At 38.6% G+C, this 16,865-nt stretch carries 12 protein-coding genes and 1 pseudogene; 3 read left to right on the top strand and 10 right to left on the bottom strand.

Going from position 1 to position 16,865, the window contains the following annotated elements:
- A pseudogene (locus ACTBZY_RS16535) lies at window positions 1–215 on the bottom strand (DUF2911 domain-containing protein); the annotation flags it as partial.
- 158 nt (window positions 216–373) lie between these two features.
- Here ACTBZY_RS16535 and ACTBZY_RS16530 point away from each other — a divergent pair.
- From ACTBZY_RS16530 to msrA, 3 genes are read left to right on the top strand one after another with little or no spacing between them, the layout of a single operon-like run.
- A complete protein-coding gene (locus tag ACTBZY_RS16530; protein WP_463047457.1) occupies window positions 374–1,069 on the top strand; it encodes an SGNH/GDSL hydrolase family protein in 696 nt (231 codons plus the stop codon).
- On the top strand, window positions 1,066–2,334 hold the full coding sequence (kynU, locus tag ACTBZY_RS16525; protein WP_463047456.1) for a kynureninase: 1,269 nt from the start codon (window positions 1,066–1,068) through the stop codon (window positions 2,332–2,334). Before ACTBZY_RS16530 ends, kynU begins: the two co-directional genes overlap by 4 nt.
- A gap of 12 nt (window positions 2,335–2,346) precedes the next feature.
- Window positions 2,347–2,982, top strand: coding sequence for a peptide-methionine (S)-S-oxide reductase MsrA (msrA, locus tag ACTBZY_RS16520; RefSeq protein ID WP_463047455.1), 636 nt, complete (start codon window positions 2,347–2,349; stop codon window positions 2,980–2,982).
- A 3-nt stretch (window positions 2,983–2,985) separates the two neighbouring features.
- Here msrA and ACTBZY_RS16515 read toward each other — a convergent pair whose 3' ends face one another.
- From ACTBZY_RS16515 to ACTBZY_RS16475, 9 genes are all read right to left on the bottom strand, one after another.
- The gene (locus ACTBZY_RS16515; RefSeq protein ID WP_463047454.1) at window positions 2,986–3,597 is read right to left on the bottom strand and encodes a hypothetical protein; all 612 of its coding nucleotides are present in this window, start codon (window positions 3,595–3,597) and stop codon (window positions 2,986–2,988) included.
- A 95-nt stretch (window positions 3,598–3,692) separates the two neighbouring features.
- Complete coding sequence (locus tag ACTBZY_RS16510; RefSeq protein WP_463047453.1) at window positions 3,693–5,072, bottom strand: GH1 family beta-glucosidase; 1,380 nt, start codon at window positions 5,070–5,072, stop codon at window positions 3,693–3,695.
- An 85-nt stretch (window positions 5,073–5,157) separates the two neighbouring features.
- Window positions 5,158–6,984 (bottom strand): sodium:solute symporter family protein, encoded by a 1,827-nt coding sequence (locus ACTBZY_RS16505; RefSeq protein WP_463047452.1) that lies wholly within the window; start codon window positions 6,982–6,984, stop codon window positions 5,158–5,160.
- Window positions 6,985–7,096: 112 nt separating this feature from the next.
- Window positions 7,097–9,337 carry a T9SS type A sorting domain-containing protein gene (locus ACTBZY_RS16500; protein ID WP_463047451.1) on the bottom strand — a complete coding sequence of 747 codons (2,241 nt, stop codon included), beginning with the start codon at window positions 9,335–9,337 and terminating at the stop codon, window positions 7,097–7,099.
- A 188-nt stretch (window positions 9,338–9,525) separates the two neighbouring features.
- On the bottom strand, window positions 9,526–10,365 hold the full coding sequence (locus ACTBZY_RS16495) for a Nif3-like dinuclear metal center hexameric protein (protein ID WP_463047450.1): 840 nt from the start codon (window positions 10,363–10,365) through the stop codon (window positions 9,526–9,528).
- 128 nt (window positions 10,366–10,493) lie between these two features.
- Window positions 10,494–11,627, bottom strand: coding sequence for a carboxynorspermidine decarboxylase (gene nspC / locus ACTBZY_RS16490; RefSeq protein ID WP_463047449.1), 1,134 nt, complete (start codon window positions 11,625–11,627; stop codon window positions 10,494–10,496).
- Between the two features lie 39 nt (window positions 11,628–11,666).
- Window positions 11,667–12,326: an MCP four helix bundle domain-containing protein gene (locus tag ACTBZY_RS16485; RefSeq protein WP_463047448.1), complete on the bottom strand. Its 660-nt coding sequence runs from the start codon at window positions 12,324–12,326 to the stop codon at window positions 11,667–11,669.
- Window positions 12,327–12,455: 129 nt separating this feature from the next.
- Complete coding sequence (locus ACTBZY_RS16480) at window positions 12,456–13,283, bottom strand: energy transducer TonB (protein WP_463047447.1); 828 nt, start codon at window positions 13,281–13,283, stop codon at window positions 12,456–12,458.
- 201 nt (window positions 13,284–13,484) lie between these two features.
- Entirely contained in the window at window positions 13,485–16,685 is a 3,201-nt protein-coding gene (locus ACTBZY_RS16475) for an amidohydrolase family protein (protein ID WP_463047446.1), read from the bottom strand.
- Between the last annotated feature and the right edge of the window lie 180 nt (window positions 16,686–16,865).

Genomic DNA, 16,865 nt, shown 5'->3' with positions numbered 1-16,865 from the left:
AAAATCTCTCTTCCATTGGCCAATGGTCTAGAATATGTAATTCTAATTCTCGGCATTATAGCCGCTTTCTCTTTTGCCGTTTTAGCAAAAGCAGCTCTATGTGCCCCATTTGGATAATAAGCCACATCCATGATACTTTTATCTATGGGTTCAAAATCTTGAGCAGAAACCTGAAAAGCAAAAAAGCTTAGTAAAATAAGTAGTGTTTTTTTCATGTCTTTTAATAAGGTTTTATATATAATAGTTCAATTTAGGAAAAATACAGGCCAAATAGACAAAATAAACCATTTGAACGTATCTGATTAAGCATTCCTTGAAGAGGCCCAATGCCTGCTGAAAGAACTTTGAGCATTAAAATATTAAACATAGAAAATTGAAAAGCATATTACTCCTCGTTACCGTTGCCTTGATGGCTCAATGTACCAAAAAAAATACCGTGCCCGCCTCAACAGAAAGCTCCGGCTCTTCCATAAAATATTTAGCTTTGGGAGATTCTTACACTATCGGTGAAAGCGTTAGCCCGTCTGGCAGATGGCCAGTTCAGCTTGCAGAACAGCTCACCAGAAAAGGTTTAGAAATGGATGACCCAAAAATAATAGCTCAAACCGGATGGACTACAGATGAACTCGATAAAGCCATTAACCACAGTGCTCCCAAGAATAATTACGATTTGGTATCCTTGCTTATCGGGGTCAATAATCAATTCAGAGGTAGATCGGCTACAGATTTTAAAAGAGAATTTGAACCTTTATTAGATAGAGCGATAGGTTTTGCAGGAGGGGACAAATCAAAAGTATTTGTGGTTTCTATTCCAGATTATGGTTTTACGCCTTTTGGTCAAGGCAGAAACCCTCAAAAAATAACACAAGAGATAAATGAATATAACCAAATTCAGAAAGACATTTGTACGGCAAGAAACATTGCGTTTTTTGACATTACCCCCATTTCTAGGAAAGGACTTCAAGATACTGATTTAGTAGCCGGCGACGGACTACATCCTTCTGCTAAAATGTATGGTCAGTGGGTTGATTTAATGCTAAATGATGTTCTATCTTTGGTAAAACCATGACAAACATCAAAGCCAAAGTAGCTCGATTAGACGAAGAAGACCCACTAAAGGCATTCAGAAACGACTTTGTTTTAGACGCAAAAACAATCTATCTGGATGGTAACTCTTTGGGGGTTTTGCCTAAGAAAACAAAGCAAGTTTTAGAAGAAACCATCAATCAAGAATGGGGCTCCAGTTTGATAAGAAGCTGGAATCAAGACTGGCTAAAAAGCCATCAAAGGATAGCCGGAAAAATAGCCAAACTTATTAATGCAGAACCCGACGAAGTCATTATAACCGACAGTGTTTCTGTTAACTTGTATAAACTGGCTTTCGCTAGTCTGTCTTATCAAAGCCACAAAAGTGAGATAGTTACAGATAGTTTCAACTTCCCCAGCGATCTATATATCCTTCATGAATTATGTCAACAATCTTTTAAAGATAAAACATCCCATGTGGTAAATCAGGAGAACTTTGAGCAAGCCAATAAGAATATTTTAAATGCCATTTCTGAAAACACTGCTCTGGTAAGTTTAAGCCATGTCACTTTTCAAAATGCCTTCCGATATGACGTGAAGCTTATCAATGAGAAAGCGACTGTAAACGGAGCTCTCAACCTTTGGGACTTGAGCCATTCTGTTGGTGCGGTGCCTATTGATGTCAAAGCTTTAAAAATGGAAATGGCCATAGGCTGCACCTATAAATACCTGAATGGCGGACCTGGTGCTCCTGCTTTTCTTTACGTTTCAAAAGCATGGCAAAGTCGACTTCAAAACCCGATTACGGGTTGGTTTTCACATGCTGCTCCCTTTGACTTTAGTCCTACTTTTAGAGCCTCAGATGGCATACAAAACTTTGCCGTAGGCACACCTCCAATATTGTCTACCAAAGCGATTGAGCCTGGTGTTGATATCTTCTTAAAAGCAGGAATTCAAAACATTCAAAACAAATCGGAATTATTATTTGAATTATTCATACAGTTATTTCAATTATTTCTGAAAGAAAGGAATTACAAAATAGCAAGTCCAATAGCAGCTGCTGAAAGAGGATCACACATCGCTTTAACACATAAAGAAGCCTACCGAATAAATCTTTCTCTGATTCATCCACGTATAAATAGAAAGACCATCATTACTGACCATCGTCCACCAGACATCATTAGAATAGCTCTTACGCCTTTATATTTAAGTTTTTCGGAACTCTGTGAAGCTGTAATAAGGTTAGTAGAAATAGTGGACTCCAAAGAATTTGAAAATCATTCGCCTGTAAAAACAGGTGTTATCTAAAAAGAATAAATTATGAAAAGTGTATTAATCGCGATGCTGTTCTTATTCAACCTTCAAGAATGTGAAAGCACCAATCAAACACAAAACGTGGTAGAAACACCAGCAGCAGAACTTGCCAAATATGAAACCGCCTACTTTGCCTCTGGTTGTTTCTGGTGCGTAGAAGCCATTTATGAAAGCTTAGAAGGCGTAAAGGAAGTAGTTTCTGGCTATTCTGGAGGTAAAGAGAAAAACCCGACCTATCAACAAGTTGGTTCACACAGAACAGGTCATGCAGAAGCAGTAGAAGTATTTTACGACCCAGCCGTGATAAGTTATGCGACCTTAGTAAAAGTATTTTACGGTTCGCAAGACCCTACTACTGTAGGTCAGCAGCCCGATTTTGGAGACTCTTACCGCTCCGTAATTTTCTATAAAAATGCCGAAGAAAAAGCGATTGCAGATGCCGCTAAAGCAGCCATAGCGAAAGACTACAAAAAACCAATTGTAACTGAAATAATACCTTTTGAGAAGTTTTGGAAAGCAGAGGATTATCACCAAAACTATGAGAAGCTTAATCCAAATCAGCCTTATGTGAGGTCGGTTTCTATACCGAGATTGAATAAGTTTAAAGCTAAGTTTCCAGAATTATTGAAGAAGGGAGCGTAAAGATTATTGTTCCAGTGAATGATATTTATTATAGGTATCAATAATCTTTTTGATATGTTCGTATCGATAGTATTCCTTTTCAATTTTTCGCTTTAAATCCTTGTTATCAGCAATCAACGGAACAATGGTTTGCAGAAAATTCTCTTCAGAAAGAAAGTAGACCATTCCTTTCTTATTCAAGACATAAATAACTGAAAACTTCTTAGCGTAAATCGTTGCTTTCACCCTAATTCTTCTCCTCGCTTTGTTCGCCACCACAAAGACTGTTGGCGTGGGGGCGTCCAAAATCTTATGTTCAATGTATAAGTTAATGGCTCCTAAGGCAAAAATTTCCATTAATTTCTGAACTTCTTTATTACCTTGTTTGAATCGAATATTTTGATAACCTACTGACTCAGTAACCAGGTACTGTACATCGCTGGTCTTTATGCTTTCTTTTTTACCCGTTTCATTCCTATAAATTGGTATTCTTTTACCAAAAGACCTTTCGCTTGGAACCTTACAAAGAATAGTATCATTACTTATGGTGACAATAACGCCCTCAATAAAGGCATTCTGGGCAAAGCCGAGATTACTCCCCAGCAAAAGAAGTATGGATAATTTTAAAGTTTTCACGCCTTAAATAAGTTGAAAAAATTCTAATTGCTCAAAACTTTTTCGGCAGAAACCCGAATTACCCATCATAATACCTTTGTTTAACGACAAATGGCCTATAATCCCGCGTTTTTAATAACCTCCGCATACCACAGTGCCGAGTCTTTCGGCACACGGTTTAGCGTTCCCTCTTCTATGTAAGTTATGCCAAACTTCTTATCATAACCCGAAGCCCATTCGAAATTATCCATCAACGACCATATAAAATAACCACCCATATGCACACCATTTTCTATGGCACCATGAACAGCAGATAGATAACCATCAAAGAAGGCTATTCGGTCTTTGTCCTCCACTTTTCCATTCACCAGTTTATCATCAAAGGCACAGCCATTTTCTGTGATATAGATTTCTGGATTATCGTATCTGGCGGCTATCCATTCCAGTAACTTCTGGCAGCCCCAAGGCACTATGGCCCATTTCATATCTGTCAGTTTCCAGTGAGGCTCTACACTCAGATTCACATTCTGATCTTCCGAAAGTCCTCCATTACCATAAACACTTCCTTTGTCCGGAATGTCTGTGGCATCTGAGGCAAACATGGTGGTGTAGTGATTCAGTCCAAAAAAGTCGGAGGAGTTTTTTAGTAATGCCTTCTCCTCTACTGTAAATGTTGGTAATCTATCTCCCAGCCTCTCTTTCATTGATTCCGGATAATCGCCTTTATAAATTGGGTCTGCAAACCAAGCCAGAAAAAACTCCAAAGCCCTTTCTGCAGCTTCCTTATCCTCTTTTGAATTTGTTAGTGGCTCACGCCAATCGCAATTGTTCGTAATTCCTATTCTTCCTTTTTGCGTAGCTCTATATTTCCTATTATAAACATCTACGGCCTTACCATGTGCCTTTAGTAGATTGTGCCCTGCAATATATGGCAAATCACCAGACTTTTTCCCTGGAGCAAAAACACCATGTCCATAGCCTAAAATAGCCACCACCCAAGCTTCATTTATGGTAATCCAATGCTTCACGTTTTCGCCAAAAGCCTTGAAACAGACATCTGCATAAGCCGCAAAAGCATCAGAAATATCATCCCCAATCCAACCATCCATCTCAAATTGCAAGGCTGCGGGTAAATCCCAATGATAAAGCGTTACCCATGGCTCTATGTCATTTTTAAGTAGTTCGTCTATCAATCTACAATAGAAATCAATTCCCCTTTGTTCTACTTTTCCTACACCGGCTGGTAAAATACGCGACCAAGAAATAGAAAACCTATAAGCTTTTAATCCCAATTTTTTCATTAGAGCCACATCTTCTTCTATCCTATGATAATGGTCGCAGGCTATATTTCCAGTATCTCCCTTGGCTATTTTACCTGGCGTCATACAAAACACATCCCAGATAGAAGGTCCTTTACCATCTTCGTTCCAGCCTCCTTCTATTTGATACGCAGAAGTGGCTCCACCCCATGTAAAATTTTTTGGGAATTTTTTCATTTCTTTTGCTTTGTAAAACACACCTCCTTAATAGACTTGGCTTAAAAGCCAAGCTAAATATGGTTTCAAAAAGGAAGTATCTTAATTAATTATCTTTTGGTAAATTATCAAACCAAGTTCTTTTCAAAATCAGGGTGCACAAAATGGCTATGCCAAGTGTAACGAGCATAGGCAGTGTTTCTAAGAAAACCAGATAAATAGGGAATATCACTAAGGAGGTTTGCCATACAATTCCGACAGCCACATTAAACATATCTCTTTTGAAGAATGTCTTTCCTGTCCAGGAAGGGTCTTCAGCCATTACTTTCTCACGTATTGGTCCCCAGAAACCCCATGGAGTTACGTTTTTATAAAATGATTTCAGCGTTGCCTCATCCGTAGGAGGGGCGGCATAGGTTCCAGCTATGGCTCCTATCAGAGCTATCAATAGCATCAACGGAAACGTGTATAAATCTAAAACGCCATCGAAAATAAATCGAAACGATAAAGCAGGCACTAAGCCCCCAACCATACCCCAGAAAAAGCCACTTCCGTTAAACCTCCACCAGTACCATTTTAGCATATTAGAAGCCACATAAGAGCCATAAAGACCAGACACAATCCATTGTAAAACATCATTGACATCTTTGGCATAAAAACCCATTACAATACTGATAAGCACCATGATGATACCAGCCGCCCAGTTGGTCTTCTTTATGGTATCATTATCTGCCGTGGGATTAATATGTTTGAGATAAATATCATTCACAATGTAAGCCTGTGTGGCATTTAGCGTACCAGCAAACGTAGACATAAAAGCAGCCAGTAAACCAGCCAATAATAAACCCAATAAACCTACCGGTACAAACTCATTAATAGCTGAAGGTAATATTTGTTCAAAATCAATAGCACCTCCTACGACCAAATCAAGCTTATCATAAAACACCAAAGCTAAAGCCCCAAAACCAGCAATCATGAAATATCTCAAAGGCATCAAAATAGCACTAACTGAGCCACTCATTAAGGCGGCTTCTCTAGGCGACTTTGTTGATAATATTTTCTGCATGTCATAGGTAGGTGCCGGCCCAGCAAAAGACACCAACAAGCCCTTCATGAGCATCATCATAAAAAAGACGGTAAATAAGCTATAGCCATCACTCGCTATCTTATCGTTTACTTCAGGAATAATGTTAGTCCAATCTAAATCTAGATGTGTTCCAAAAAATGGACTCATCCAGCCATCGGGTACATTAAGACCATTGGTAGCCACCGCATTCATCGCAATTACGCCTATCACTATTCCAGAAACGGCCATCAAGCTATATTGCATCACATCAGCCCAAACAATACTCATCATCCCTCCTAAAAGCGAGTAAAACACGGCAAAACAAGTAAAAATGATTCCGTAAAAATGCGGCACATATTCTAAAGGAATATCAAAAGGGATGTAGGCAGAAACCACCTCCCAAGGCACAAAGATTTCAACAAACTTTCCAATGCCAATAAAGCCATAGGCCAGATAACCTAAGCCCAAGATAATAGCAAAAACTACTATCACTGAATGTGACATAGAAGCCCCTCTGCCACTAAAACGGGTATTTATCCACTCGGCACCTGTGGTTACATTAGATTTCCTTAACCACATGGAAAGGAAAACCATCAAAAATATCTGATTGAAAACTGGCCATAGAAAAGGAATCCAAGCAGATTTAAGTCCGTAGACAAAAAGTAAAGTAACCAGCCACATGGTACCAGAAATATCAAACATACCAGAGGCGTTTGATAAACCGAGCAAATACCATGGGATTTTATTTCCACCAAGCAAATAGTCGCTTTTAGAGCGTTCTGCTTTCTTTTTTAATACTAAACCAATCACTACGGTTGATGCTAAATACAGCAGAATAATAGCGATATCAATAAAGGCTAACTTCATAATACTTCTATAGGGTTAAGATCGTTCTATCGAAAAGCAGGATTAATTAGACTCTTTTCGCCAATAAATACAAGTTTCTCTTGTTTACTTTATAAGAATAGATAAAATAAGCTTATAGAATGATTATTTTCTTTCGAAGTAAACTTTCCTTGCTTTCTAAAAGTAAGATGTAGACCCCAGCAGGTAATCCCCTAAGGGGTATGGAGATTTTGGTTTCCCATGAACGTATTAAGGGAATTTCACTGACCAGCTTACCCAGATCATTATAAAGTCTAATTTTTACATTTTTCTGAATTTCGGGTGACTCTATATGCACAAAATCTATAGCAGGATTAGGGTAAACCAAATTCATTTCCACATCTGGCAGGTCCTTAAAGATCACTTCTGACTTTTCCGAAAGGCAAAAGGCTTTACCGTCATAATCTTTATAACCTACTACCGCATAATTACCACTTTCTCTAAATTTTATAATTGCGGTTTCTTTATCTAAGACCACCAAATCTCTCTCCCAGACAAAACCATCAAAGTCCTCTACATTAACCACATTTATTTCAAACAAAGCCTCAGAGACCAAAGACGGTTTAGGGGGCAAGGTATAGACATTCACGGTAATTTTAGAGGAGGCGTCTGAAATACAGTTTGGACCATATAACCCTTTATAAGTCAATTCCGTATCTGTTGTTAGTTCTCTTTCTTTATCTATTTGTCCGTCAGACCATATATATCCATCAAAACCATCTACGGCTTTTGCATTCACTACATCTCCTTCACAAATGCCCAATATAGCGTCAGCTTTTGTGATGTTTCCATTAATTCCTACACCCAGTTCTTTGGCAAACTCTGGTTCGGGAATAGCTGTTATTATTTTTTCGGTGGACAAAAAAGTACAACCAACCGCATTTTGAGCAGAATAGGTATAAAGTCCACCTTCAGAGACCTCTAGTGTTCTGGCTTCAATGCCATTATTCCAAACCAAGTTTTCGAAGCCATCGTTACTTGACAAAATCAACTTTTCGTCCTTGCAAAGGGTACTTTTCTCAGAAAAAACAGTAGGCCTTTCAAAAATGACGGCATTTAAATTTATAGAAGAACTTATTTTATAATTGCCTAGACTGTCTCTCAAGTCTGCATTAAAAACACCAGATGTAGCCACTTTATCTACATTGTCATCTCCGTCTGCCCATTGATACAAACTATGTTTACTGGGCAATAATATCCTTGCTTGGTTTTCATTCACACACATAACCCCTAAATCAACCAAAGGATTACTTAAAATAGGCTGACAAGCACCAAAAAAACTGGTGTTCAGCTTTTCTATCCAAGCACCTGCCAAAATCTCTAAACCCTTGATATTTTCTTTATTGCCAAAATGCACTTCGTCGTACCGCGGAATCATTAAACTATCTGTAGAAGGTCCCTCAAAAATATTAAAGTTCGGCTCCTTAATTATTCTATCATGAGATTTAAGAACCACCTGAGATGTTCTGCCTTCACTATAAGAAACTCGCGAGAACATCCATGCCATATTCTGACCAAAATCCTTTCTTATATTCTCAATAAGGCCTTTATAATACCCAAAAATCTCCTCTTCCACGGGTACACCCGGATATGTATCCGTTTCTCCTTGATGCCATAAAACAGCCCTTACCCCAAACAGGGAACCATAATATTGCATCGTGGTTTTAAGATATTGATAAGGGAAACCTGGCTGAAATAGCCCTTGAAAAATAGCATCTTTGGTAGGTTCTCCAACAGAACTTTGATACCAATTACTACTCAGCGTACGTGTTAAAGCCGCATTAAAAAACATGATTGGCACCCCCAATTGACTCGCCAAACTATCTCCCACCTGCCCCCAACACCATGGGGAGAGTCCAATTGGGCCAATATTAGTATTATCCTTTAGCTGACTAAACACAAGGGATGTATTGGGTTCTTTGCTATAGTTTTCATTTAAAAAATTGGCACAATTTACTCTGTCATCTTTTGCTCCTGTAGCACCTAAGCCAGAGATTCCTTGGGCGTTTGATTGACCACAAATCACAAAGACTTCCCCTACCCCTACTTTATTAAGAACACGTTGATATAATTCTTGTTCTCCTTTAATGGCCCTTATTTGTAGCTGATACCAACCACCCTTTACTTTTACAGCCCCTTTAAAACCACCAACTTGTGAGTTATTCTGAATTTCTTCCCAATCTTTAAAATCCACCAACACACCATTCTTATACTCTTTAAGACGCACTTCCAACTTGTCTACACGCTCCCCAATGCTCCCACTGATGTATATCGTGCCCTCATTATTTAAATCTCTCTGAAAAACGGCTCTTTCTGTGGGAAAGTGAATTTCCATTTGGCCTTGAGCAAAAAAGAAAAGAAAAAGTCCTAAGACGGTCAGAGTAAAACGCTTAATAGAAAGTATAGATTTAAATGGCACTTTGAAAGAACAGTTTTATGGGAAATAGACTTAAGCAAATAAAACAAATTTGGGGTTCTTATTGAAACGGTTTTATCAAAACACTATTATCACACATGCTTCTCTTATTTGCTTCTCCAATAGGGGTTTTTAGCCTCAATAAACGCAATAGGTAGACCTCCATAAAGGCTTTTCAGCCATTTCGCAAAGTAATTCATTCCCGCCTCCTCTGAATCTGCATGTCCCATAACGATTACAGCCTTCTTTTGCCCTAATGTGATGGCATCTTGTACGTATGGTATTGTTTCCCATTCGTTGCTCTCCCCCACTATCAATAGCTCTGTGTTGGGATTATCTAGTCTAGCAAAATGACTCCCAGAACCTGAAGCTCCCAAAGCCATACCCACTTTGGTAAATTTCTCTTTAGGATTTCCTACTATTCTTAGCGTCTTAGCTCCAAATTGCTTTTCTATGTGTGCCACAATATCTTCCAAGCTCATCGCTGGAATTTCAAAGTAAACGTTGTCTTTTCTGTACTGCTGCCATTGAAATACGTCCACCACACCCTCATAAATCATATCCGGATTGTTCCTATGAATATGGTCGTGAAAACGCCAAACCACCATGTTATTGTCTTTGATAAACTTCAGTTTAGCCTGTTGAATTGGAGAGGATTCATGCAGTTTCAAATCATCTGTATGCGAATAAAAAGTAGGTTCATGGGTAATTACAAAATTCAGACCTTGGGCATTTGCCTTTTGTAAAACTTCCAAAGTGGCCATAAAAGTGGTGGCAATACCCTTAACTTCCGTATTCCCATCTCCAGCCTTTATGTTATCAACGGTTTGTTCTGCCCAATCGCAATTGACCTCCGCTTTGATTTTATCGATAATATTATTCGCAGTTAGCTGCGAATAACCTTGAAGGTTGGTTAATAGAAAAAGTACGCAGAAGATTTTTTTCATTAAAGGGTCAAATTTTGTATCACAAAAATAAGGATATTTTCCATTGAACCTCAAGGGGAAAAATACCCTCTATTTATACAAAAACAGGCCTTTGATTAAATCAAAAGCCTGTCAACTATTTTTAAATATTACAATTTTTCTTTGAAGGTTTCGTAACCAAAGCTCTTGTGCAATTCAAAACTACCGTCAGATTTCAAAACACCAATAGAAGGCAAACCGACACCATTAAAAGTTGTGGTTTTGACCATGGTATAATGAATCATATCTTCAAAAATGACCCTATCCCCTACTTTTAGCGGCTCGTCAAAAGCATAATCGCCCATAAAATCTCCTGCCAAGCAGGTGGTTCCACCCATACGGTAATTATGTTTCCCTTCTAATGCTGTTGGATAAGACCCTATAATTCTTGGTTTATAAGGCATCTCTAAGGTATCGGGCATATGAGCTGCAAAACTGACATCTAATATGGCGACATTAACGCCCTGAGCATCCACGATGTCTTGAACCGTAGAAATCAGCACACCTGTTTCCCATGCTATGGCTGAACCTGGCTCCAAAATCACTTCAATATTATAGGTCTTTCTTAGTCTTTCAATTTGCTTAGCTACATGTCCAATATTATAACCAGAACGCGTCATTAAATGACCTCCGCCCATATTTAGCCATTTTACTTGATGCAGCAAATCTCCAAATTTCTCTTCTACATGAACCAAGGTTCTCTCCAAAACAAAGGAGTCGTTTTCGCATAAGGAATGAAAATGTAAACCTTCAATTCCCTCTGGCAACTTTTCTCCTAATGCCGCTCTGGTAATACCTAGTCGACTACCCACAATGCACGGATTATACATGTCCGTTTCTACCTCGGCATATTGTGGATTAATTCGCAAACCCATAGATATAGGTTCTTTGTGAGCATCTACTTTATCTTTAAAACGCTCAAATTGATTCAGGGAATTGAAAGTAATGTGCGAACTATATCCCATTAATTCTTCGAACTCTTCCTCCTTATATACAGGAGCGTATGTATGGGCTTTGCAATGCATTTCCTCAAATATCAGGCGAGCTTCATTTAAACTACTGGCAGTAGCTCCGCTCAAATACTTTTTAACAAGTGGAAACATTTTATACATAGAAAAGCCCTTCAAGGCCAGTATAATTTTGCCGCCACTTTCATTCTGAACTGAGCTGATAAGCTTCAAATTATCAACTAATTTAACTTCCTCCAAAACATAACATGGAGAAGGTATTTGAGAAAAATCCATTTAGATTTAGTTTATTTTCCTGCAAATTTGCAATTTCTCTTAGTTCAAGTGCGGTTTATGTTGGATTTTTTCTAATAAAGAAGCAGAAGAGAATAGCAAAACTTGGATGATAACAGCCAAGGCTATCAAAGAAATGATTTCAAACTGAGCAGAAGATTTCTTCTGTAGCATGATACCGTTGGACTCCTCAATGAGACGCTGCCCTTCGGCGGTCTGAATATTAGACAGCACCGCCAAATTAGCCAAAGCCTTACTGGTAAGTGACTTATTCTTCTGAGATACACCATTGGCATTTAGGTCTAATTGGTTTCCAATGACAGAAATAGATGGGATCAATAAACGGAATTCTTGAAAAACACTGGCTTCTAAATCCGTAAATTTAGTTTCAGAATAATTTGTAATTAAACCATCCATCTTTTGGTCCAAAGCATTCAGGTGTGCTTTTTTTTGACTGTTTACACCCTCTGAAATAAGGTTATTGACTAACTCTTCTCTTTCATGCAAAATAGAAGACAGTTCAAAAATAAAACTCTCTACCATAAGCCTATCCTCATAGATAGCCGAAAAAGAGGACTGCAACTGACCTATTCTTTTTCTATCCATAAGGTTGTTCCATAACAACAAAGACAATACAACAGTCATCACTGCCGCAATTTTCACTTTGCCCTTTATCCCAAAAGCCCACTTTTTCATACTCATATCCTAAAAACCTAATGTTTAAACTATATCTAGCAATAATACAATTATTAAGACATAATTCCTAAAATTCTGCCTTGTCTACTTCAGAACAAAAAAGTGCCCCAAACTCGACATTTGGGGCACTTATAGTTAATTATTGATTTGAAAATTTAATGGAATAGTGTACTTCACTCTCACAGTCTTCCCATTTTGAATACCTGCTTTCCATTTTGGCATTTTTTTAATAACCCGTTCCGCTTCTTCGTCGCAGCCGAAACCTATCCCTTTTAAGACTTTAACATCTGAGATGCTTCCATCTTTTTCCACAATAAAGGTGACAATAACCTTACCTTCTATCCCATTTACCGAGGCGTTTCTGGGGTATTGCAGATTATTCCCTAACCATTTATACATTTTCTTCAGGCCACCATTAAATTCCGGCATGATCTCCGACCTAGAAAACGCTACTTCTTCTTTGGACTCTTTTGGAGGTTCGGGTGCAATCGCTAAACCTTCCAGAAATATGGGCCCAGAGAGCTCAAAAACATGCTCAGAAGGCTTTCCTTCTTGTTTATTGGTACTGATTACAGCAGTTTCAATTTCTTTGTCCGTAGGAACCTCCGCTTCTACAATTTCCTTAGTGTCCGGTACTGGTTCTACTAATTCCGGAATAACTACCTGTCTTAATACTTCCTGTTTTACTGGAAGTGCCACCTCTTTTTCTTTGGGTATTTCTATCGGTGGTTCGTACCAGTTTTCTATATCGTGTACTCTATACGGGGCGTCATCTATAACCTTTGGTGCCTTTTGAGACTTCACCACAAAAAAGCTACTCAATGATATAAATAATACACCAGAAACCCCAAGGACAAAAGCTTTTGATAAATGTGAACTATACTTCTTACGAAGGTCATAAGCACCATATGCTTTATTCCTATTTTCAAATATTATATCATCCAGTGTTTGTAAGTTTTTCATTATTGAAATTTGTTTTTTGGTCAAAGAAATCCCCTGCCAGAAATCCTGGAATATTTAATAAGAAATTAACTAGTATAATACAGGAAGCCGGCCCTTCTTAGACCTAATGTAGATGGAATATTTCAAGAAACAAAGCCTATAACTAAATATTTAGTTATAGGCTTTGTTTTACCCCAGGAGTGCCAATAAGATGCTTAATCCCTATTTATCAAAGTTTAAAACAGCATTTTCCTCCTCCCAAAAGAAAACACCTTTGGGTTTATCATAATTACCTTTTTCATGCATGGTATTGGCATCATAAAGTCTGCCATTTATCATTGTCCAGATAACAGAATTTGAGTTTCGGATATTTTCCAAAGGGTTTTTATCCAAAACTATCAGATCGGCTAGTTTTCCTTTTTCTAGGGAACCTATTTCATCTTCCATTCCTAAGAGTAAAGCACCGTTTGTAGTTGTCGCTTTTAAGGCCTCCATATTGGTCATGCCACCTTGTGCTAGCATCCATAATTCCCAGTGCACTCCGAGCCCTTGAAGCTGCCCATGAGCTCCAAGATTCACCCTAACCCCAGCGTCATTTAACTTCTTGGCACTTTTTGAGACTTTGATATAGCCATTTTCATATTCTTGCATCGGAATCATGGTTCTATGTCTTGCCCTAGCATCTATGACCTCTCTCGGTGTAAAAGTTAACAGTTTCTTGTCTTCCCAAACATTGGTATTTTGATACCAATAATACTCCCCATTGATTGCACCATAATTCACAATTAAGGTAGGCGTATAAGAAGTTTTGCTAGCTCCCCAAAGCTGAATAACATCTTTGTACAAGGGTGCCACCGGAATATTATGTTCAATGCTGGAGTGCCCGTCCAATATCATACTCAAATTATGGTAGAAAGTGGAACCTCCTTCTGGAACCACACCCACTTTTAAATCGTGAGCAGCTTTAATGACCTGCTGGCGTTGATTTCTACGGGGTTGGTTATAACTTTTCACCGTAAATGCACCAAAAGCCTTAGTTCTATAAACGGCCGATTTGGCATCTTCAAAATCATTGATATTGGCTTTAAAAAGAGCATCTGCTCCGTACAAAATAGTACCGGTTGTAAAAATTCTAGGCCCAACCATATTCCCGGCCTTGACCATTTCAGATTGTGAAAAAGCCAACTCTGAACTCGATGAAGGGTCATGTGTAGTGGTGACTCCATAGGCTAAATTAGCATAATACTCCCAATGCTTTTGAGGGTTAAGACCGGTTCCAAACTGCCCTAAGTGAGCATGTGCATCAATAAAACCAGGCATGATGGTTTTGCCAGTGACATCAATAACCTTAGCATCTTTTGGAATAGAAACTCGTCCTACACCCAATATTTTATTTCCTTCTATAAGCACTGTACCGTTTTCAATGACCTTGTCATTTTTCATGGTGATAATTCGGGCATTTGTGAAGGCTATTTTCCCTTCTGGCTTATCTGCTTTTATTAGAAGTTCTATTCTTAAACCTACAGAATCTAGCCCTGCAATGGAATCTGGAGCACCGGGTAAAAAAGCAAAACGTTCCTTAATTTCTTTACTGAAATATTCATCTCCCAGCGTCCAATGGAGCTTTTCACTATTAGCCGACCAGTGTATGTTAATTCCGGCGTCTTTCGCTAGTTGGGCTATAGGTAAATTCTTGGCATCATTATCTATTTCAATCGTTTGACCCGTTTGAGGCATTGCAGCTACGTATAGCTTAAAATAGTTTGTAAAGGCCACCCATTTCTCATCAGGACTTGGTAGCAGCCTGAAAGCATATTTTGACTTTACCAATTCCTTCTTGTCTTCGCCTGCCAAGTTTACAGAACATAAGGTTTTGGTCAGACCGCCAGATTGATAATAAATTCGTTTTCCATTTTGGCTAAAAGACGGAAAATCACCTTCGTCTGTCACCTTTTCTATTTTCTTGGTATTGGTATTTAAGAGGTAAATACCAGGGTACTTCGTGTTCTCATAACCCAACTCCCTACTGGAGCCTTCCTTTTGAAAAACAACCAAATTTTCTTCTAAAGGTGAAAAGGCAGGCATTCTATAAATACCATTTTCTGTGCTTATTTTTTGCGACCGAGCATTAATACTAGACAAGTCTAGTAACTGAATTGCTCCCATATTTTCATCATTCCAACTGACATAAAGTAGCTTTGTACCATCTTTTGAAAAAGAAGGGTCAAATTCTAAATCTTCGCTATTTGTCAATCTAGTCGGTTTACCATTAGGCAATTGCTTTTTCCATAGATAACCCGCCGCATTGAAAACTAAAAGTTTCCCATCTGGTGATGTAACAGCATGTCTGATTGCTTTAGCCGTAAATTGGTCTGGAGCTACTTCGTTTTTAAACCTTAAAGCGTTCACTATTTTATGATTGGCACTCGCTTTAAAAGGAATGACACTTGCTTCTCCAGAACTCACATCTATTTTTCTAATCTTACCCTCAGCCCAGACAATTATATGTTTATCGTCTGGTGTCCAGTTAAACCCTGTAAAGGCTCCAAAAATGGCCCATGTTTCTTGCTGGTCTTGACTTAACTTTCCATAAATAGGCCACTCTCTGCCCGTTTTGAGGTCGTGTAAAAACAAAACAGATTTCTCTCTGATGCGTCTCACAAATGCCATCAACTCCCCATTATGCGAAATAACTGGACGAATAGCTCCACCCGAACCGCCTGTGACCGTTTCTGTTTTCCCATCTTCTAAACCATATCTCTTAATGACATATATCTGGCTGTTGGGGTCTTTGTTGTATTGAAAACTACCCCCTGGGTACATGTCTTCACTAAAATAAACATATTTCCCATCGGGCGATAACCAAGGCTCTCCTACGTCTTGTTGGTCGTTCTTTCTTTTCGTCAATTGAATCCCCTTCCCTCCTGAGGTATGGTACATCCAAATTTCCCCTGCTCCTAAAGAACGTCCAGAGCTAAAATGCTTTTTACAGAAAATGTAATCGCCATCTAAACTCCAAACCGCATTATTAACCAATCTAAAATCTTCTTTGGTAATCTGCTTAGCATTTGAGCCATCTGTATTCATCATCCAGATATTATCTGCTCCGTCTCTATCGCTGGTAAAACTTATTTTCTTACCATCTGGGCTAAACCTAGGCTGCACCTCAAAAGCATGTCCGCCACTTATTAATTTCGCTTCTCCACCTTTAACTGGCATTGTATAAATATCTCCTAAGAGGTCAAATACCAGCTGCTGACCATCAGGACTGACATCTACGTTCATCCAAGTGCCTTCATCGGTTTCTATTTTTACTTCTGAATATGGAAGAACAGGTTCTGTTACATCCCATTTGGTTTTTTTTTGGGCAGTTGTGCTCAAAGCAATAAAAAAGAATAGCGGTAAAAGTAGTTTGTTTATCATAGAAAGGACTTTTGGGTTGAAGTTTATAGTCCAAAATTACCGTTTAAAAACCATTTCTTTTGGGTTTTGAATATCAATAAATCTTAATTCATATTCCAACTCTAAACTCCATGTATGATAACAAGACCTCGCCTGTCGCTTCCTGCCCGCAATGGGCGGGACTGACAGTTAATTGTCATA

This window comes from Arcticibacterium sp., assembly GCF_055134445.1.
This window is presented reverse-complemented; position numbering and strand designations above follow the sequence as displayed.